The following is an 18,818-nucleotide window of genomic DNA, read 5'->3' on the forward strand; positions in this document are numbered from 1 at the left end:
GCTAGCAACAGCCACACCACGCGGCCTGCCGGCGACACCGCCGAAGCGGCCGCGGCGCCGCACTGCTGATGCACATGCTGCTCAACCCGCTGGACCGCCGACACCGGCTGCGCTGCGACATCCCGGTGGTGCCCGGCGCTTTCCCCCTGGTCGGGCATCTTCCCGCCATTGTCTGCGACCTGCCGCGCCTGCTTCAGCGCGCGGAACGGACGCTCGGCAGCCACTTCTGGCTGGATTTCGGTCCTGCCGGACACCTGATGACCTGCGTGGATCCGGATGCGTTCGCACTGCTCCGGCACAAGGACGTGTCCTCGGCGCTGATCGAAGAGATCGCGCCCGATTTGTTTTGCGGAACGTTGGTCGCCCAGGACGGCGGCGCGCACCGGCAGGCGCGCGATGCGATTAAGGCGGCGTTCCTGCCCAAGGGGCTGACCCAGGCCGGCATCGGTGAGCTGTTCGCGCCCGTCATCCGGGCGCGGGTGCAGGCGTGGCGCGACCGTGGTGACGTAAGCATCCTGCGCGAAACCGGCGACCTGATGCTCAAGCTCAACTTCAGCCTCATGGGAATACCCGCGCAAGACCTGCCGGTATGGCATCGCAAGTACCGGCAGCTGCTGCAATTGATCGTCGCGCCTCCGCTCGACCTACCCGGATTGCCCTTGCGGCGCGGCCGCGCCGCCCGCGACTGGATCGACGCCCAGTTGCGTCAGTTCGTCCGCGACGCGCGCGCGCATGCCGCGCGGACCGGGTTGATCAATGACATGGTGAGCGCCTTCGATCGCAGCGACGATGCGCTTTCCGATGACGTCCTGGTCGCCAATATCCGCTTGCTGCTGCTTGCCGGTCACGACACCGCCGCCTCCACGATGGCCTGGATGGTGATCGAGCTGGCGCGGCAACCTGCGCTGTGGGATGCCCTGGTTGAGGAGGCGCAACGCGTGGGCGCGGTGCCGACCCGGCACGCGGATCTGGCGCTGTGTCCGGTCGCCGAGGCGCTGTTCCGCGAGACCCTGCGCGTGCATCCGGCGATCACACTTCTGCCGCGTCGCGCGCTGCAGGAATTGCAACTCGGCCGACGGCACATTCCCGCGGGCACCAGTGTGTGCATCCCGCTGCTGCATTTCTCGACCTCGGCGCTGCTGCACGAGGCGCCTGATCAGTTCCGGCTGGACCGCTGGCTGCAACGCACGAAGCCGATCGAGCCGATTGACATGCTGCAGTTCGGTACCGGCCCACACGTCTGCATCGGCTACTATCTGGTATGGCTTGAACTGGTGCAGTTCTGCATCGCCTTGGCACTGACCATGCACAAGGCGGGGGTGCGGCCGCGGTTGTTGAGCGGCGTCGAAAGAGGCCGGCGCTATTACCCGACCGCACATCCGTCCATGACAATCCGCATCGGGTTCTCATGAGCCGGGATCGCATGCCCCGTGTGGAAAGGCAGCGGCGCCTGCGACACGCAGCATTGCCTCACTCGGCGCGCGCTGGGTGCGACGCAGGTAACACGGCGGTAGCTCGCCGTGGCTGTCTAATGTCAGGTCCAAGGACATGAACAAGATACAGACCGGTTCCACGCTACACGACGACCGAACTGGCGTTTCCGCGCTCGGCGGATTGAGCGCGCAGGCGCGCGACGCATCCGGCAGGCTGCAGCCGGAGATCTGGATGCAGGACGGCGCAAATCGGGTCGAACAAGCGCTGGCACGTCTTCTCTGCGCCGAAGACGACGGTGAGACCGAGCTGATGGCGGCGATGCGCTACGCCACCTTGCATGGCGGCAAGCGCACCCGCGCCTTGCTCTGCCTGGCTGCCGGCGCACTGGCCGACATGCCGGCGCACATGCTCGACGACGTCGGCGCCGCCATCGAGATGATGCACGCCTGTACCCTGGTCCACGACGACCTGCCCGCGATGGACGACGACGTGCTTCGGCGCGGCCTTCCGACCGTGCACGTCAAGTTCGGCGAAGCCACTGCGATCCTGGTCGGCGATGCGCTGCAGGCGCACGCCTTCCTGACCCTGGCGAGCCTGGATGCGCCGGCCGACAAGCGTGTCGCGCTCGTGCGCGAACTGGCGCAGGCGGTGTCCGCCGAGGGTGTCGCAGGCGGGCAGGCCATGGATCTGTCGCTGGTTGGAAAGCACGTCGAGCTGGACAGGATCGTGGCGATGCACCGGATGAAAAGCGGAGCGCTAGTGCGCGCGTCCGTTCGCATGGGCGCACTATGCGCCATCGCGGAGGATGCCGCGCATGCTGCGCTGTACTGTGCGCTCGATCGCTACAGCGCCTGTTTCGGCTTGGCGTTGCAGGTGATCGACGACATTCTCGACGTGACAGCGGATACCGCGGCGCTGGGCAAGACCCCCGGCAAGGACGCGGCGGCGCAGAAGCCGACCTGCGCGTCGATCATGGGGCTACAGGCAGCGCGCCAGTTCGCGCCGGATCTGTTGCGCGACGCCGGGGAGGCCATCGCCCCGTTGGGGCCGCGTGCGGAGCGGTTGGCGCAGATCCTGCAGCGGGCCAACGCGTATCTGTTCAAGCACGCGCCATGCGCATGAGCGCGGCCGTCCGCATAGAGTCGCCCCTGTGCCGCTGCGATCGGCCGGCGGCAGCGGTGCATACTGCACTATGTCCGAGTGCGCGGCGCCGATCGCAGTGGTTGCCTAGCACGGCCGCGGTGCGCTGCGCCCAAGCCTATGCGGCGCACCGGCACCAGCATCGGGGCGCATCGCCGGGCTTGCGGCGACGTGCGCGGCGTCTGCCCGATGCTGCTTCTCGTCAACCATCTGCAGAAAGTTCATCCCGCGTGAACGCGCTATCCCAACAGGTCCTTTCCGAATTGCGCCACGTGCTAAGCGAGATGAGCGATGGCGGCAGTGTCGGTCCGTCCCTCTACGACACGGCGCGAGCTCTGCAGTTCCACGGCAACGTCAGCGGTCGGCAGAACGCATACGCCTGGCTCATCGCGCAGCAACAAGCCGATGGCGGATGGGGAAGCGCGGACTTCCCGCTGTTCCGCCATGCGCCCACGTGGGCGGCGTCGCTGGCATTGCAACGTGCCGATGCTCTTCCCGGCGCTGCCGACGCAGTCCAGGCTGCAACCCGGTTTCTCCAGCGCGAGCCCGATCCCTACGCGCATGCGGTGCCGGAAGACGCGCCGATCGGCGTGGAGCTGATCCTGCCGCAGTTTTGCGGCGAGGCCGCATCCTTGCTGGGCGGCGTGGCGCTTCCGCGCCACCCGGCGCTTTTGCCGTTGCGGCAAGCGTGCCTGGTCAAGCTGGGGGCGGTGACGAGGTTACCGAGCGGCCATCCGTTGCTGCACTCCTGGGAAGCCTGGGGAACCTCGCCGACCACCGCATGCCCGGATGACGACGGCAGCATCGGCATCAGTCCGGCGGCGACCGCCGCGTGGCGTGCGCACGCTGTGACACAGGGGAGCACGCCACAGGTCTGGCGCGCCGACGCGTATCTGCAGGCGGCATCGCGGGCGACGCGCAGCGGCATCGAAGGTGTCGTTCCCAACGTCTGGCCGATCAATGTATTCGAGCCATGCTGGTCGCTGTACACCCTGCATCTGGCTGGGTTGTTCGCGCATCCCGCGCTCGCCGAGGCGGTGCGCGTGATTGTCGCGCAGCTCGACGCCTGCCTGGGCCTGCGCGGTCTGGGCCCGGCCTTGCACTTCGCGGCCGATGCGGACGACACCGCCCTTGCGTTGTGCGTCCTGTGCCTTGCAGGCCGCGCCCCGGCGGTCGATGCGTTGCGCCATTTCGAAATCGGCGAGCTGTTCGTCACCTTCCCCGGCGAGCGCAATGCCTCGGTGTCGACCAACATCCATGCCCTGCATGCGTTGCGACTGTTGGGAAAGCCCGCCGCCGGCACCACCGCCTACGTCGAGGCCAATCGCAACCCGCGCGGTCTATGGGACAACGAAAAATGGCACGTTTCGTGGCTGTATCCCACCGCGCATGCGGTCGCTGCGCTGGCGCAAGGCAAGCCCCAGTGGCGCGACGAGCGCGCACTGGCTGCGCTGTTACAGGCGCAGCGCGACGACGGCGGCTGGGGCGCCGGTCGCGCGTCCACATTCGAGGAAACCGCCTATGCGCTGTTCGCGTTGCACGTGATGGACGGGAGCGAAGAGCCGACAGGGCGCCGGCGCATCGCGCAGGCGGTGGCGCGCGCGCTAGAATGGATGCTCGCCCGTCATGCGGCGCATGCATTGCCGAAGACGCCGCTGTGGATCGGCAAGGAGCTGTATTGTCCCACCCGGGTCGTGCGCGTGGCCGAGCTCGCCGGGTTGTGGCTGGCGCTTGGTTGGGGCCGGCGCGTCCTGGCCGAGGGAGCCGGAGCGGCGCCATGATCGAGACCGAACGCGCGCTGCAGCAGGTGCTGAAGTGGGGGCGTTCCCTGACCGCGTTCGCCGACGAGCATGCCGTGGAAGCGGTCAGGGGCGGCCAGTACATCCTGCAGCGCATCCAGCCGAGCCTGCGCGACACCAGCACCCGCACCGGCCGCGATCCGCAGGACGAAACGCTGATCGTGGCGTTCTATCGCGAACTGGCGCTGCTGTTCTGGCTCGACGATTGCAACGACCTTGGCCTGATCGCGCCGGAGCAGCTCGCCGCGGTGGAGCAGGCGCTGGGGCAGGGCGTGCCGTGCGAGCTCCCCGGATTCGAGGGCTGCGCTGTGCTGCGTGCTTCGCTGGCCGCGCTCGCCTACGATCGTCGCGACTATGCTCAGCTTCTCGACGATACCCGGTGCTACTGCGCGGCGCTGCGCGCCGGACACGCGCACGCGGCAGGGGCGCAACGCTGGTCCTACGCCGAGTACCTGCACAACGGCATCGATTCGATCGCCTACGCAAACGTGTTCTGTTGCCTGTCGTTGCTGTGGGGGCTGGACATGGCGACCTTGCGCGCGCGTCCGGCGTTTCGCCAGGTCCTGCGGCTCATCTCCGCGATAGGGCGCCTGCAGAACGATCTGCATGGACGCGACAAGGATAGGTCGGCCGGCGAGGCCGACAACGCAGCGATCCTGCTGCTGCAGCGCTATCCGGCTATGCCTGTCGTGGAGTTCCTCAACGACGAGCTGGCCGGCCATACGCGCATGCTGCACCAGGTGATGGCGGAAGAACGCTTTCCCGCGCCGTGGGGACCGTTGATCGAGGCCATGGCGGCCATCGGCGCGCAGTACTACCAGACCTCGACCAGCCGCTACCGCAGCGACGCTGCGGGGGGAGACAGCGTGCGCCGGCCTGAACGCGCGGGAGCCGGCAGCGTGCGGGTGCTGCCGTCGGTCCGATCCGACGTGCCGTCGCCCGATCAGACGGAACAGCGAGCATGACCGACACCGCCCTAAGCCGGCGCAAGGACGACCATCTGGACATCGTCCTGGATCGACGAACGGGCCCGGCCACGGTCGCCCCGGCGGGGAGTACATCCGTTACTGCGCATTGCCCGCGTTGGACCTGACGCAGGTCGACCTACGCGCCTCGCTGCTGGGCAAGACCATGCGCGCACCGCTGCTGATCGGCTCCATGGTCTCACGGGTATCGGCCCATTCCGAAGCTTATGGAGAGCGAGCAATCCTACCTGCAAGGTGCGCCGTGCCGATGCCGAGCGCCGCGAGCCGAGCGCGCACCCTGTAACAAATTTCCAAGGAGGCGCTACCCAATCTTACCCAATCAGACTTTTGGCTGTTCTTATGCACGGTTTCAGCTCGGTCTAGACCTCTTGTGGTTAAAAATGGTCCGGGAGGAAAACGTGTCTCACCATTACGCGGACGGCCAAGTGTCGCTCCGGGATGGTAGCCCGTCCGAACTTCCGGGCGCGGTCGCGATCGTGGCGACCCTTGATACCAAAGGGCGCGAAGTGTCTTACCTCGCGAATATCATCGCGACTTGCGGGCGCAAGACCGTTCTGATTGACATCGGCACCTTGAGAATGGCGGCCAGAACGAAACAAGCCGATGGCAACTGCGATCGCGTTGCTTCGCCCGCCGAGTTATTGAAAGAGATAGCAGCAACAACGCGCCTAACTGTTCGTGATCTTGCGGCATCAGGCACTATCAGCGCGATTGTCGGGGTCGCCGGTGGGAAGGGGAGTGCGGCTTTCGGCGAGATCGTATCTGATTTGCCCTATGGTTTTCCGAAGCTTCTCGTGAGCAGTGCAAGGCCGGCGCTTCTCGCCGAATTGGCCATTCATAACGACATTATCCTCTATCCGACGCTGGTCGACCTATTCGGCATCAACACCTTTACTGAAAGGGTCCTTGAGAATGCCGGGCGGGCCGTCGCTGCGATGCACTATAGGCCGGCCAAAGCTTCGCGAAACAAGAAGATCGTCGCGATCACGGCATTCGGTGTGACGACTCCCGCGGCAAATCTGTGCATGACGTGCCTTGGCAGAGCCGGCGTAGACGCGATCGTTTTTCCTGCCAACGGTGCCGGCGGGCGGAAAATGGAGCAGCTGATCGCAGCGGGCGAATTCGACGCTGTCATTGATCTCACCACAACGGAGCTCGCTGACGAAATAGTGGGAGGGACCGCGAGCGCTGGTCCAGATCGGCTGAAGGCAGCGTCGCGCCAATTGATCCCGCAAGTGATAGCGCCTGGTGCGATCGATGTGGTCAATTTTGGTCCGCCTTCGAGCGTGCCTGATCAATTTCGCGGCCGACAATTCTACTCGCATACCCCCTATACGACGCTCATGCGAACGAGCATTTCCGAGAACGAGAGCATCGGCCGCCTCACGGCCGAGCGGCTGTCGCGGGCAGAAGGTCCTGCAATCGTCCTTTGGCCAACGAAAGGCGTTTCCGATTACGACCGTGATGGCGGAATTTTTCGCAACGCCGATGCCGACCGGGCTTGGCTCGATGCGGTCAAGAATCATCTCGCGCCAAAAATCACAATCCGCGAACTGAACTGCCACATCAACGATCCCGATTTCGCCGAGGCTGCCGCGACGTGGATCCTCAAACAATTGGGACAGGAGACTGATGGCGATGCGGATGTTTGAGCGAACCGAAATTCTTTCGAAGATTACAAGTCAGGTCGCCGAGCAAAAGGCGATCCTTGCCGCTGGAAGCAGCTGCGGCTTGGTTGCCAAGTGCGCCGTCCTCGGAGGCGCCGACCTGCTGGTGGTCTACAGCACCGGGCTTTCGCGACTGATGGGGCTCCCGACGAGCCGGATTGGCGATTCCAACGCACGTACGCTTGAGCTTGCGGCGGAAATTCGCAACGTCGTCTCTTCCGTGCCGGTCATCGGCGGTGTGGAAGCCTGGGATCCGCTCCGGCTCGACCTTAACGCGCTGCTCGACAAGTTCTGGGCTGCTGGCTTCTCCGGCGTGATCAACTATCCGACGATTTCCACCATGGGCGAAAAATGGCGCCAACGCCGCGGCCGCGTCGGGCTTGGCTTCGAGCGCGAGCTCGAGATGATCGCGATGGCTCGCAAGAAGAACATCTTCTCGCTGGCCTATGTCGCGAGCCCGGAAGACGCGAAAGCGATGGCCAGTATCGGAGCTGATTGCATCGTGCCACATGTCGGTGCCACACGCGGCGGCCTCTCGGGAAATGAAGAGGGGCAGTCAATTCGAGAAGCCATCAGGCGCATCAACGACATCAATGCGGCGGCGAGAAGCATGCGCTCCGACGTGATCCTGCTTTGCCATGGCGGCGCAATCGCCGAGCCTCAGGATACGGTCGAGGTCTATCGATCAACCCAGTGTGTCGGGTTCGTCGGCGCTTCGTCCATCGAACGGATTCCAATTGAACGGGCAGTGAAGGCGGCCGCTGAGGAGTTCAAGGCCGTCCCGCTTGCGCGAAACCACTGACGTTGATCGAGAAATATTGCGGCGGGACCGAGATGGACAAGCTATTAGGCCAAGCAGCTAAGCAAGAAGCCGCAGTATTCCCGAGAGGGAGCGGGCCGGATCATGATTGGGAAACAGATGTTCTCGTGATCGGGAGCGGTGCGGCCGGACTGTCAGCGGCCCTCTATGCGGCAAAGGCCGGACTGCGCGTCATCGTTTGCGAAAAATCCCCGCGTCTTGGCGGCACGACAGCTCTGTCCAATGGCATGATCTGGGTTCCTTGTTCACCCCAGGCGCGATCCGCAAAAATCGATGACTCGCTGACGAAAGCGAGGACCTACCTGAAGCATGAACTTGGCGCCTCGTATCGGGCGAACTTTGTTGAGGCCTATCTTGAGGACGGCCCAACGGCGCTCGCCGCACTGGAGAACGGGACAGAGGTCAAGTTCACGCTCTCCACTGCCCCTGACTACCATTCAAGCCAAGTGGGCGGGGTCGACAAGGGCCGGGCACTGAGCCCTGCACCTTACGATGGACGGCTTCTCGGCACCGACTTCGAGTTGATAGGCGACCCAATTCGCGTTGTGCTCGGTGGAATGATGATCTCGTCGGGCGAGGTGCGAAGCTTCCTGAACCCGTTCCAATCTTTAACTTCGCTGAAGCATGTTTTGCGCCGAGTCAGCCGGTACGCGTGGGATCGCTTAAGTTACGGGCGCGGCACGGAGCTTAGCGGAGGCAATGCTCTGATCGCGCGGCTGCTCGTGAGTCTACGCAAGCACTGCGTAGAAATCTGGCCCTCATCTCCTCTCGTAGAACTGATCAAGGAAGAGGGGCATGTCACGGGGGCAATCGTCAAGCTGATCGATTCTCATATTCGCGTGCGCGCCTCGCACGGAGTGATTCTTGCAACGGGCGGCTTTGCTCGTAATGCGCAATTGAGAGCGCAGCTCAGCGGCGCTCACCAGCATAATGAGACGCTGGCTCATGCCGATGTCACCGGTGACGGTATTGCGCTTGCAACCAAGCTCGGAGCAGCCATTGATAATGATGTCGCCTCAGCCGGCTTTTGGACGCCCGTGTCGCTGTTGAAGAACGGCAGCGCTGAGCAAATTGTCCCTTACGGCTGGCTCGATCGCGGCCGTCCCGGCGTCATTGCTGTGGGGCCAAATGCGAGGCGTTTCGTCAACGAGTCGAATTCGTACCACGACATTTGCCTCGCGATGTTCAAAAGCGGATATCCGGCAGATAAGCGGTTCTACTTTGTCTGTGACCAGGATTTCGTTCGCCTGAGAGGCATGGGACATTTGCTCCCGTGGCCCTGGACCTTAAGCATTAGCAAATATGCGCGCCTCGATTACATCAAGGTCGCCAGGACTCTTTCAGAGCTTGCGAAGCAATTGGGCTTGGACGCAGGAGAGCTGCAAAGGACGATCGAAGAACACAACGCACACGCGGCCGAAGGACGCGATCCGCTCTTTAAACGCGGCGAATCGGCTTTCAATCGCACGCTGGGCGATCCGGCGCTGAGAATGAAGAATCCAAATCTCGGACCTATCAGAAACGGTCCATTTATCGCGCTGCCGATTGTTCCGGCAACGCTCGGCACGGCGACTGGATTGGCAACTGATACTTACGGAAAGGTCTTGGACGGAAATGGCTGGCCGATCTCAGGTCTGTATGCTTGCGGTAACGACATGACCTCGCCAATGCGCGGAATCTATCCCGGAGCAGGCATCACGATCGGACCGGCCATCGTGTTTGCCTACCGCGCGATCAACAGCATCCTACTATCAGCTCAGCATGGGCAAAAGGTCGCGGGTTCCAGGGCTTGACGACGGCACTTGCATCTATGGAGCCCAAGCCATTTTGTAGCTTCCTGTGGGGTGCGCCAATCACAACATTCATGACTACATCGAGAGCCAGGGGCGCGCCTCGACCTCGCTTTGAACGGCTAGCTTTGTGGCCTGCAAAAGGATCAATGGCCCGCTCACTAGCAATATTGATAGAAGCACATGCTGGTCTCGCTTCAACCCTGTTCACCGAGCCGGTCTACCCAGCCCACCGGCCATTGATTTAGAACCCTCCTTTGGGGCAGTTTCCAATTCGTTGTGGGCCGCGCCGGCCACACGACACGAGCCAGCTCGCGACTGCAATTTATCTGGCCTTCGTGGCAGATGCTTCAGCAGGTTATTGAAATGAAATCGTTGCAGTCGCTCCGGTCCCTTTGGGCACGCTCTTTGCTTCATTGAAGTCACGATCTCCTGGGTGATTTATGGGGCGGCCCAACGCGCGGCCACCTCGAGGCGTTCGCGCGTTGGGTCGCCTCGCACTAGTTCTAGATGCCCAGCAATAGGTAGATTCATGAAGGTGCATGTTCGGGCTGCCGCGGCTGCGGTTGCCTTGGCTCACACTCTCGAGCGCGCTGTCGTCCGCGTTCACGAGGCCGAGGTCCCTGAATCTTACAGGATGAGCGTGTCTGTACGAGACGGTATAGTTAGCGCATACGACCACGGCAGGCATTGCTACGTTACCGGCGCCTTACCAAACCTGTACCACCATGGTGAACATTCGCATTTATTGATCAAAGCGAAAGGCTCAGGATTCTACTGCGGCTTCGATCACGGTACGTCATCTTACTTTTCCGTAACCGTCACGGGCGTCGAAGCCTACATTTACGACTACAAGGAAGGGTGGTGGTTCGCATACAACGTGTAAGCACGAATCCCGCTCGACTGCTTGCCATTGTTCGGCGTTTCGATCTCAGTTAAGGCGCGTCATTTGATATAAGCCCGACACTTCCGTGGCATCCGCGACAATATTTGACGACATTTAGAACAGCGCGGCTGTGGTGTGGCGGCGCTGAGCAAAGGCGATACACTATTACGAGGCAAATCGGATCGACGTTTCTTCGCTACTGAACCAGCGAATATTTTCCGGGTTCCGTCTCACTCCAGTGCGGACCCGGCCGGTCTTCATTGGTGCCGCAAAGTTTCAAAGCTTGACGTGCAAGCGTGGACGTCTCGTTCCGTACAGTGAACGCTCGCGAGACACCGACCGCGCGAGCCCCAGGAAATTCCGAGAGCCGTATTACCGCAATGAGAACGCTGCTAAGCTTCACTCATGACGGCAATGCGATGCAGTGCCGCAGTCCGTACAGAGTCCGTGAGCTCTGAAGGAAAACCTTTCGGGAGCTTTGCCATGACTTGGCCGAAAGCCGGTTCGAAGGTTTCTGCGAAAGACTTGAAAATAGAGTGGACGAGGGCGGTGCCGACGCCGGAAACTTCGGCGGTCTGGATGAAGTGGCGAGGCTGAATCTCGCTCATTCTATAATGCCGGTTCTTACCGACAGACATGGCGAGCTTGAACGCCTTGGGCTGAATCTGCCTCGCGTCGAGGCTGGGCTGAGCGGTCAGGACGTCATACAGAGGCGTGAGGCGGAAACGCCCTCCGGGACTTAGGAAGACGCTAAAGTTTTTGGCGTGCCCGTCCGTCGCTCCAATAATCCAAAAAGCGATACCCGCGCGCATGAACATCGCCAGATCGTCGGTCGCGGCGTCGCTGCCCCTAAGCAATCCCAGGATATCTTTCATTCCAGGGCCACCATCCGACTGATATTTTTTCGATGGCGGGATGGAGAGAGATTGGCAGCAATCTTCCTGCGGTAGCCGAAGTAGACGCTTATCGCTTGTCCAGCGCCGATCGAAGCGTTCCACAATCAGCGTTCGACGCCCTCCAAAATCAGCGAGCTCAACCTCGGCAGTTGGTACACCGAGAGCCGACAATAATTTCAGACAGAAATATTCATTCTCGACGCTGTTCGAGAGATCAATACCGTTTGGCAACCGGCCAATTTGCGGCTTTAGAATGTGCGTGGTCGCTGTGGTACCGACCGGTTTGTACCATTTCCCATCAAGACGAAGTAAAGCCGTCTTCTCCTGCGCACCCGCGATGGAAATTCTGAATTCGTCATCCTCGCTAAGACCAAGCGGTGCTGCGGCGAGGTTTTGAATGATGCTACTTACTTCGGCCTCACTGATGGGGTTGCCTTCGACTTTTCCGGCGGCACCGGGGTCGATGCCATCGGGCAAAAACTGGAGTGCACCCACGCAGTCACGCCCAAGTGCTGTGAGCATGCTGTGGGCGTCAATTCCACTGGCTCCTACTCGTTCCGCCAGGCGTCTTCGGATTGGTTCGCTGTCGGGCAGCAAATTGTCAAAAACCGCGATCACTGGCGCGCCGATGTAGCGGTCTTCCCGGAGTGGCAGAGATAGAGAGATCGGAAAAGTGGATTCCCAGGAAAGCCATTGCTGCTCGTACCGGAAATCAATTGCTCCGCTGGACGCGCGCCGAAGCACGCCAACCAGCCGTCCATTGACGAATACGTTCAAGCGCGCATTTGCTCGTGCACGGGCCATCAGAAGACACTTTCGATGTCAGCGGCGCTCGCCTTAGTGCGGGGACGAATGACAAGCTCAAGATCGAGCGCGGCCAGGGCCTCCATAAGCGTGCGCAACTGTATTGCGGGTGCGCCTCCCTCCAGCCGGGAAACAGTTGCCTGCCGTAGATGAATGCGTTTGCCCAGATCGGACTGAGTGAGTTTTGCCTGTTTGCGTGCCCGTCGCAGTATGGCTCCAAGCTGCTTTTCGGTGCGTGCGATCTGCTGTGTCATACCTATCCCTCCAGGTTTCAATATACGGGAATCCGTATAAGGAATCGATATACGCGTTCTAGTATATTTTAGTAATATACGCATATTGGTATAAAATAGAAATATACGCGATCGCGGATGGCCAAAGTTGGAGAGTTGCAGGCGTACGAGCGAGCAAATACTTACCCATCCCTAACAATTCTCCGCTCCCCAAGACGTGCTTGGTGGCCACGTTGGTCGGAGGTCTTTCCGGGACAGGGAAAATCGCGCCGCCACCAGCTTCCGTAAGCCACAAACACGCGAGCTGCGCAGCCGACCTCGCGCGCGAAGAGGGACAAACCGCCGCTGCGGCGGGAATAGTTTGGCAGAATAACCAGTTTGCCGACCGAGCATCGCCGCCGTCATCACCGGGCCGGGGTGAAACCGAGAGCGATGGGGAGCCCCTGTTTGGCGCCGACCATCCAGTCCTCCCGATCTCGGAACAGATCATTCAACTTGGCAGGCAGCGCGGCAAAGTTCGGCTGAGGCGGTCGATAGGAATCGTATGCGAGAGCGTGGCGAGACAGATATCGTCTGTGGCCGTGAACGCAGCGCTTCGATCCTTACACGGCGGATTCCGACCGGCCATCGACCATTCAAAGTCAGCCGACGTGTTCGAGCGTCCGTTTCATCAGCCAGAAGCGTCGATCCGCTCAATCGGCGATAGAGTTCTTCCTAATGTCTACCGAAATCTCTCGCTTTTCGCATGTAATAGCCCTGCGTCTGAACAGCTAACCTAATCTCATGACTGACGCCGATGACCCGTGTCTTCTTTTTTCGCCACTTCGCGAACGCGCCCGTGGCAGGCAGCGGAGCTCCCTGCGGAACTACCAGCAGATCATGTTTATCGTTTAGGTACACATCGAACATGTCCGGCCTTTGGCTGAAATCTTGGCTATCCCGGCTGGACAAGTGTCCCAGCGATCGAATGCGCAGGATTCGGTCGCGATACGCTGAATGCAAAAGTCACAGCTTTCACCGGACTTCGCTTGTGACACTATTTGGGTTTATGGTCAGCGACAGCGTGTGCGCCTGAAGTCCCTGCGGCAACACATGGCCTGCTGCAATGCCGATCTCGGGATGACAGGGAGCTGCGGCTCCCGGCCCGCAATCCTGATCAAAAGCTTCGCTGGACGATTGCTCCAGATAGTTCACGTTTATGCACGTGGCCATTTCACGTCTCTTGATCGATTAATCTATGGACCAAAGAAATTCGTTTTGGGCGCGTAGCGGACGAACCTGCCTGCACGCACCGCGAAGACTGCTTAAATTGCCTCTCCACGGTGTGTCGCGCAGTTGCTGCCACAACGGAGCGGCGAATTTACTCCTGTGATTGCAATCGTATCGTGCGTTTTTTGCTATCCTCTGCAGGATTAATGCGCCACTTCACGTTCGATTGCACAGACGTTAATGCTCCTGGGCTTCCAGACAGAACCGCTAGGAAGCCCGAGTCGTTCTACCGATCTCCTCCTTGCGCATGGCCGATGACTGCCGAATCCGCGCAAGGCTTAAAACCGATTGATATGTCGTTTGGCCTTGTGGACGTCTGCGAACCTGTACCGGACGACGGCTCCGGAGCGGGCCGAATCCCTTCAAGACTGGAGCCTAGAACTTCCGCGACAAAAGCGGTCGCCACGCTGTCTCTCGCAGTCCGAAGTTTCGAGGCTTGTTGTTTACCTTGTCAATGCCCGCCATCGCTGGCGCCGGTTCTAATCGCGGTTCGGCTGATGATCGCAACTGCGGTAAGGGTGTTTGGGGAGCTCTGCACATAGTGTTTGCGATGTCGCTTCGGAGGGTGAGCGCGTCAGGATTCGAGGTAAAGGAGAAGGGATCGACAAGTGTAGGTCTCTGATGCCATGCCTCGGTCCGAACCTGTGCAAATCCGCGAGAGCAGTGCATAACGGCCAGGTTTGCGGCGTGCAAGAGGACCAATGATCTTCCCTGCTTGTTGCTGACAGATCTCTGGGGCTTGAACCGGCGCCGCTCACGAACACGCTAGAACTGTCCATTACCACCTGGCGGGTGCGAAATAGTCTTCTCTCATGGCAACGAAATACAGGCGGCGAACGGCAAGTGCGCTATGGACCTCAAGCGCTCCGCTTTTCGGCATCGGAGCCGTATTGCAAGCCAATGATGCGACCGATAAGGCCTTATGGGAACCGCAACAGTTTATTAGCCGATGCTACCGATGTGTAATTTAGGCCCTGTCACCGGCGTCTGCACGGTGCGAGCGATAGCTATCAAAGCCTGGCTCACGACGGTTATCCGCATTCCTTAGATTCGGTCATTTCCGGTGGATCAGTTTAGCAATTTTCGGTAGACCCGGTGTCGCGCGATTTCGTTGCCGGAAGCATCAACTACGGATACCTCCGCATCTCCATAGTCAAAGTTGTCCGTGCGGATGTCATTCGCAACTCTCGCTCCGTAGTCATCCGCCTCACGCTGCGTCGCGAATTCCCTACCTTCGTCATCGACCGATAAGTGTTCGCCGCGCTCGCCATGCCGGATATGGAAAAAGTAACGCCTGGTCATCTCTCGCCTCAGAACCCATCCACGCGGTCTGTACCTATTGGCGGGTTCTGATTCCCTCGCGCCGAGTTGATGGGCACGAGGGACTTCGATGAAGGACTGTATGACCCCGCGACCTATCTGATCGATCACGCCCACGTAGCGACATGGAAAAACGGGCGGCGTTAGATCCGGACGTTGCTGCCGGGCATCGATTTTTGCTCTGCTGGATTGCGGCTCGGGCACATTGAGTAAAGGGGCGCGCCGCACGACACGTGCTCTCAGTCAACACCGACGAAAATGCAATAGTTGCCCCATAGGTGCAAAGAGCGCGTCGCGCATTAAACGGTAGGCGTTTTTCTCTAGTTCTCGACCACGACTGCGCGTTCCAGCCGATCGTGATCACCGATTCCAGGCCATCGTGATCACCCATTCCAGAGCATCGTGATCACCGTTTCCAGCCGATCGTGATCGCTATTTCCAGCGATCATGATCGGGGACAACCAGGAGGCGCCCACCGCTGACAGTCTGCAACCGGGGTAGCTCGGTCTTTTGCCCAACCGCAGAGGATCGAGATGCCGACAGAGAGACTGTCCATGCGCCACATTCGCGAAGTTCTACGCCTGCACTACAGCGTCGGCATGTCGCAACGCGCCGTTGCCCGCAGCCTCGGTCTGGCCCAGGGCACGGTCAGTAAGTACGTCAACCGAGCCCGCCGCGCCGGTCTGACCTGGCCGTTGCCAACGGAGCTCGATGACGACGTCCAGCTCGAGAACCGCCTGTTTCCGCCGCCTTCCGATCGGCCCAGCGACGAGCGTCCGCATCCGGACTGGGCGCTCGTGCATCGCGAGCTGCGGCGCCCGAACGTCACGCTGATGCTGTTGTGGGAGGAGTATTGCGACGCAAACTCCGACAGCTTCAGCTATGCGTGGTTCTGCGAACGCTATAAGGAATGGGCCGGCCGCCTCAAGCCGACCCTGCGCCAGGTCCATGTCGCCGGCGAGAAGCTGTTCGTCGACTATTCCGGCCACACCATGGAGGTAGTTGACGGGCTCACCGGTGAGGTGCGCAGCGCGCAGATCTTCGTCGCCGTGCTCGGCGCCTCGAACTACACCTACGCCGAGGCCAGCCTCACCCAGAGCCTGCCGGACTGGATCGCCTCGCACGTGCGGGCCTTTGCCTTTTTCGGCGGTGTGGCCCGGCAGACGGTGAGCGACAATTTGAAGGCCGGCATCACCCGGGCCTGCTTTCACGAGCCGATGGTCAACCGGACCTATGCCGATCTCGCCCGCCATTACCGCACCGCCATCGTCCCGGCGCGGCCGTATCGGCCGCGCGACAAAGCCAAGGTCGAGGTCGGGGTCCAAATCGTCGGGCGATGGATTCTGGCGCGTCTGCGCAACCGCCGCTTCTTCTCGCTCGCCGCCCTCAACGAGGCGATCCACAGCCTCCTTGTCGAGCTGAACGATCGACCTCTCCGGAGCTGGGGGCGAAGTCGGCGCGATCTGTTCGAAGAGTTCGATCATCAGGCGCTCACCCCCTTGCCGGATGAACCGTACGAGTATGCCGAGTGGAAGCGCTGCCGGGTCAACCTCGATTATCACGTCGAGATCGCCAAGCATTACTACAGCGTCCCTCACAACCTCTTGCATCAGGAGGTCGAGGCTCGCATCACCCAAAAGACCGTCGAGATCTTCCTCCGTGGCAAGCGCGTGGCCTCGCATCTGCGCAGCACCTTGCCGCATCGCCCGACCACGATTGCCGAGCATATGCCGAGTTCGCATCGCCGCTATCGTGACTGGACCCATGAGCGTATTCGTTCCGAAGCCGCCAAGGTCGGCCCCGACGCCGACACCCTGATCGACGTCATCCTGCGGTCGCGGCCGCATCCGGAACAGGGCTTCCGCTCCGCGATCGGCATTCTCGGGCTGGTCAAGCGCTACGGCCAGGAACGCGTCGACGCCGCCTGCGCCCGGGCCCTGCTGCTCAACGCCCGCTCGTACAAATCGGTCGCCGCCATCCTCAAGAACGGCACCGACAGAACCGCGCCTCCCGCCGAGGAGGCGCCCATCCTCTTCCACGCCAACATCCGTGGCCGCAGCTACTACAATTGATCAGGAGAGATCAGCATGCTTATTCACCCCACCGTCGATCGCTTGCGCGCCCTCGGCCTCGCCGCCATGGCCGATACCCTCACTGAACTGCAGAACAACCCCGAGGCGGCCGAGATGCCGCACGCCGATTGGCTCGGCCTCCTCGTCGATCGCGAGGTCACCGCCCGCGACAACCGCCGCCTCACGCGCCGCTTGACCAGTGCCAAGCTCCGGCAAGCCGCCGCCATTGAGAACGTCGACTATCGCACCGCTCGCGGCCTTGACCGTTCGCTCTTCCAAACCCTCGCCACCTGCCAATGGATCCGTGAGGCCAACCACCTGGTCATCGTCGGCCCAACCGGCACCGGCAAGTCCTGGCTTGCCTGTGCGCTCGGCAACAAGGCCTGCCGCGACGGCTTCTCCGTCCTCTACAAGCGAACATCCCGCCTGTTCGCCGATCTCGCCCAGGCGCGCGGCGAAGGCCGTCTGGCGCGCCTGATCGCCGCGCTCGAGCGCGTCAATCTCCTCATCCTTGATGGTGTGGACGGCCTCACCTCAACGGCATCATAGTGCCAAGGCGTGGTCACCAGAGCGCCACAAAGAAGGGAGACCGTCCGAGATGAAGTTTATTAGAATAGGCGTTGATCTCGCCAAGAACTATTTTCAGATTCATGCGCTGTCTAGTGAGGATGCACCAGCCGTAAAGCGCAAGCTGACGCGCCGGACGATGCGCGAGTTCTTCTCGAGGATCGAGCCGTGCCGCGTTGGCATGGAGGCTTGCGGCTCAGCGCACTATTGGGCGCGCGAACTGAAGGACATGGGACACGATGTGTCTCTGATGCCGCCGGCCTACACAAAGCCCTATGTCAAACGAGGTAAGAACGATGCCGTCGATGCGGAAGCCATCTGTGAAGCGGTCTCGCGCCCTGCCATGCGTTTTGTGCCGATCAAGAGCGCTGATCAGCAAGCGACCCTGATGTTGCACAAGACGCGCGAGCTGCTGGTCAAACAGCGAACGATGAGCGTGAACGCTCTACGCGGCCATTTGGCCGAATTCGGTCTTGTCGTCGCCAAGGGCACCGGCCGCGTCGACGAGCTTTTAGGCCTCGCAGAAGGCGACGCGACTCTTCCCGACGCCGCTGTCCTGGCCGCGAAGGTTCTCGGTCAGCAAATTGATGCGCTCGGAGGCGCACTCGATGATTTGGAGAGGGAGATCGCCAAGGCTCACGCGCTCAGCGAGACGAGCCGTTCGCTCGGAGAAATTCCCGGCGTTGGCAAGCTTGTTGCCTCGGTAATTACAGCCAGTGTACCAGACCCAAGCGTATTCAATTCGGGACGGGATTTTGCTGCCTGGCTGGGTCTGACGCCCAGGCAAATTTCAAGCGGGGGTAAACCAACTCTCGGAACCATCACCAAGGCGGGTAATCGATATATAAGGAAGTTACTCGTTCTCGGAGCAACATCGCTTCTAAACGTTGTGGAAAAACGCCGCGGCGGCTTGCGCGACTGGATTGTCGGGCTTTTGGCTAAAAAGCCGGCGCGGCTTGTGACCGTCGCCCTCGCCAACAAGCTTGCTCGGATCATCTGGGCAATGATGAAAACCGGAGAATGCTTCCGCACCGAGATGTTCGCCAAACTTTGAGTGTCGGACAGCCGCATCGAAGAGTTATAAGCTTGGTAAGTGCAAGAAAGGCATGATGAAAGACAACGGTCGCCACCGAAA

13 protein-coding genes and 2 pseudogenes are annotated in these 18,818 nt (G+C 61.1%); 11 read left to right on the plus strand and 4 right to left on the minus strand.

All coding sequences use genetic code 11. The features are described from left to right. Positions 1 to 68: 68 nt before the first annotated feature. The 8 genes and pseudogenes from ACNJYB_RS08070 to ACNJYB_RS08105 all read left to right on the plus strand — a co-directional run bounded on the left by ACNJYB_RS08070 (position 69) and on the right by ACNJYB_RS08105 (position 9,639). Positions 69 to 1,412 carry a cytochrome P450 gene (locus ACNJYB_RS08070; protein ID WP_439373461.1) on the plus strand — a complete coding sequence of 448 codons (1,344 nt, stop codon included), beginning with the start codon at positions 69 to 71 and terminating at the stop codon, positions 1,410 to 1,412. Between the two features lie 136 nt (positions 1,413 to 1,548). Beyond that, a complete protein-coding gene (locus tag ACNJYB_RS08075; protein WP_439373462.1) occupies positions 1,549 to 2,556 on the plus strand; it encodes a polyprenyl synthetase family protein in 1,008 nt (335 codons plus the stop codon). A 248-nt stretch (positions 2,557 to 2,804) separates the two neighbouring features. Then, the gene (locus ACNJYB_RS08080; RefSeq protein ID WP_439373463.1) at positions 2,805 to 4,355 is read left to right on the plus strand and encodes a hypothetical protein; all 1,551 of its coding nucleotides are present in this window, start codon (positions 2,805 to 2,807) and stop codon (positions 4,353 to 4,355) included. Further along, positions 4,352 to 5,253 (plus strand): annotated as a pseudogene (locus ACNJYB_RS08085) (terpene synthase family protein). The gene ACNJYB_RS08080 and the pseudogene ACNJYB_RS08085 overlap by 4 nt, the downstream one beginning before the upstream one ends. Before the next feature lie 49 nt (positions 5,254 to 5,302). Further along, positions 5,303 to 5,546 (plus strand): annotated as a pseudogene (locus tag ACNJYB_RS08090) (type 2 isopentenyl-diphosphate Delta-isomerase); the annotation flags it as partial. A gap of 211 nt (positions 5,547 to 5,757) precedes the next feature. Further along, complete coding sequence (locus ACNJYB_RS08095) at positions 5,758 to 7,011, plus strand: Tm-1-like ATP-binding domain-containing protein (RefSeq protein ID WP_439373464.1); 1,254 nt, start codon at positions 5,758 to 5,760, stop codon at positions 7,009 to 7,011. Next, on the plus strand, positions 6,992 to 7,828 hold the full coding sequence (locus ACNJYB_RS08100) for a phosphoenolpyruvate hydrolase family protein (protein WP_439373465.1): 837 nt from the start codon (positions 6,992 to 6,994) through the stop codon (positions 7,826 to 7,828). The genes ACNJYB_RS08095 and ACNJYB_RS08100 overlap by 20 nt, the downstream gene beginning before the upstream one ends. Before the next feature lie 2 nt (positions 7,829 to 7,830). Beyond that, a complete protein-coding gene (locus tag ACNJYB_RS08105; protein WP_439373466.1) occupies positions 7,831 to 9,639 on the plus strand; it encodes an FAD-dependent oxidoreductase in 1,809 nt (602 codons plus the stop codon). 1,275 nt (positions 9,640 to 10,914) lie between these two features. On the opposite strand, the gene ACNJYB_RS08110 is transcribed toward ACNJYB_RS08105, so the two are convergent. The 4 genes from ACNJYB_RS08110 to ACNJYB_RS08125 all read right to left on the minus strand — a co-directional run bounded on the left by ACNJYB_RS08110 (position 10,915) and on the right by ACNJYB_RS08125 (position 15,026). Then, positions 10,915 to 12,222, minus strand: a complete 1,308-nt coding sequence (locus tag ACNJYB_RS08110) for a type II toxin-antitoxin system HipA family toxin (RefSeq protein ID WP_439373467.1) — start codon at positions 12,220 to 12,222, stop codon at positions 10,915 to 10,917. Further along, entirely contained in the window at positions 12,222 to 12,476 is a 255-nt protein-coding gene (locus tag ACNJYB_RS08115) for a helix-turn-helix domain-containing protein (protein WP_439373468.1), read from the minus strand. The genes ACNJYB_RS08110 and ACNJYB_RS08115 overlap by 1 nt, the downstream gene beginning before the upstream one ends. Before the next feature lie 993 nt (positions 12,477 to 13,469). After that, on the minus strand, positions 13,470 to 13,649 hold the full coding sequence (locus ACNJYB_RS08120; RefSeq protein WP_439373469.1) for a hypothetical protein: 180 nt from the start codon (positions 13,647 to 13,649) through the stop codon (positions 13,470 to 13,472). A 1,143-nt stretch (positions 13,650 to 14,792) separates the two neighbouring features. Further along, on the minus strand, positions 14,793 to 15,026 hold the full coding sequence (locus ACNJYB_RS08125) for a DUF6894 family protein (protein ID WP_439373470.1): 234 nt from the start codon (positions 15,024 to 15,026) through the stop codon (positions 14,793 to 14,795). Positions 15,027 to 15,577: 551 nt separating this feature from the next. Between ACNJYB_RS08125 and istA the strand changes: the two genes are divergently transcribed. From istA to ACNJYB_RS08140, 3 genes are read left to right on the plus strand one after another with little or no spacing between them, the layout of a single operon-like run. Continuing rightward, complete coding sequence (gene istA, locus ACNJYB_RS08130) at positions 15,578 to 17,116, plus strand: IS21 family transposase (protein WP_439373471.1); 1,539 nt, start codon at positions 15,578 to 15,580, stop codon at positions 17,114 to 17,116. Between the two features lie 15 nt (positions 17,117 to 17,131). Next, positions 17,132 to 17,665, plus strand: coding sequence for an ATP-binding protein (locus tag ACNJYB_RS08135; RefSeq protein WP_439373472.1), 534 nt, complete (start codon positions 17,132 to 17,134; stop codon positions 17,663 to 17,665). Positions 17,666 to 17,714: 49 nt separating this feature from the next. Next, a complete protein-coding gene (locus tag ACNJYB_RS08140; protein ID WP_439373148.1) occupies positions 17,715 to 18,737 on the plus strand; it encodes an IS110 family transposase in 1,023 nt (340 codons plus the stop codon). Positions 18,738 to 18,818: the final 81 nt, after the last annotated feature.

The sequence above is a fragment of the Bradyrhizobium sp. SMVTL-02 genome, assembly GCF_051853005.1.
Lineage (GTDB): Bacteria > Pseudomonadota > Alphaproteobacteria > Rhizobiales > Xanthobacteraceae > Bradyrhizobium.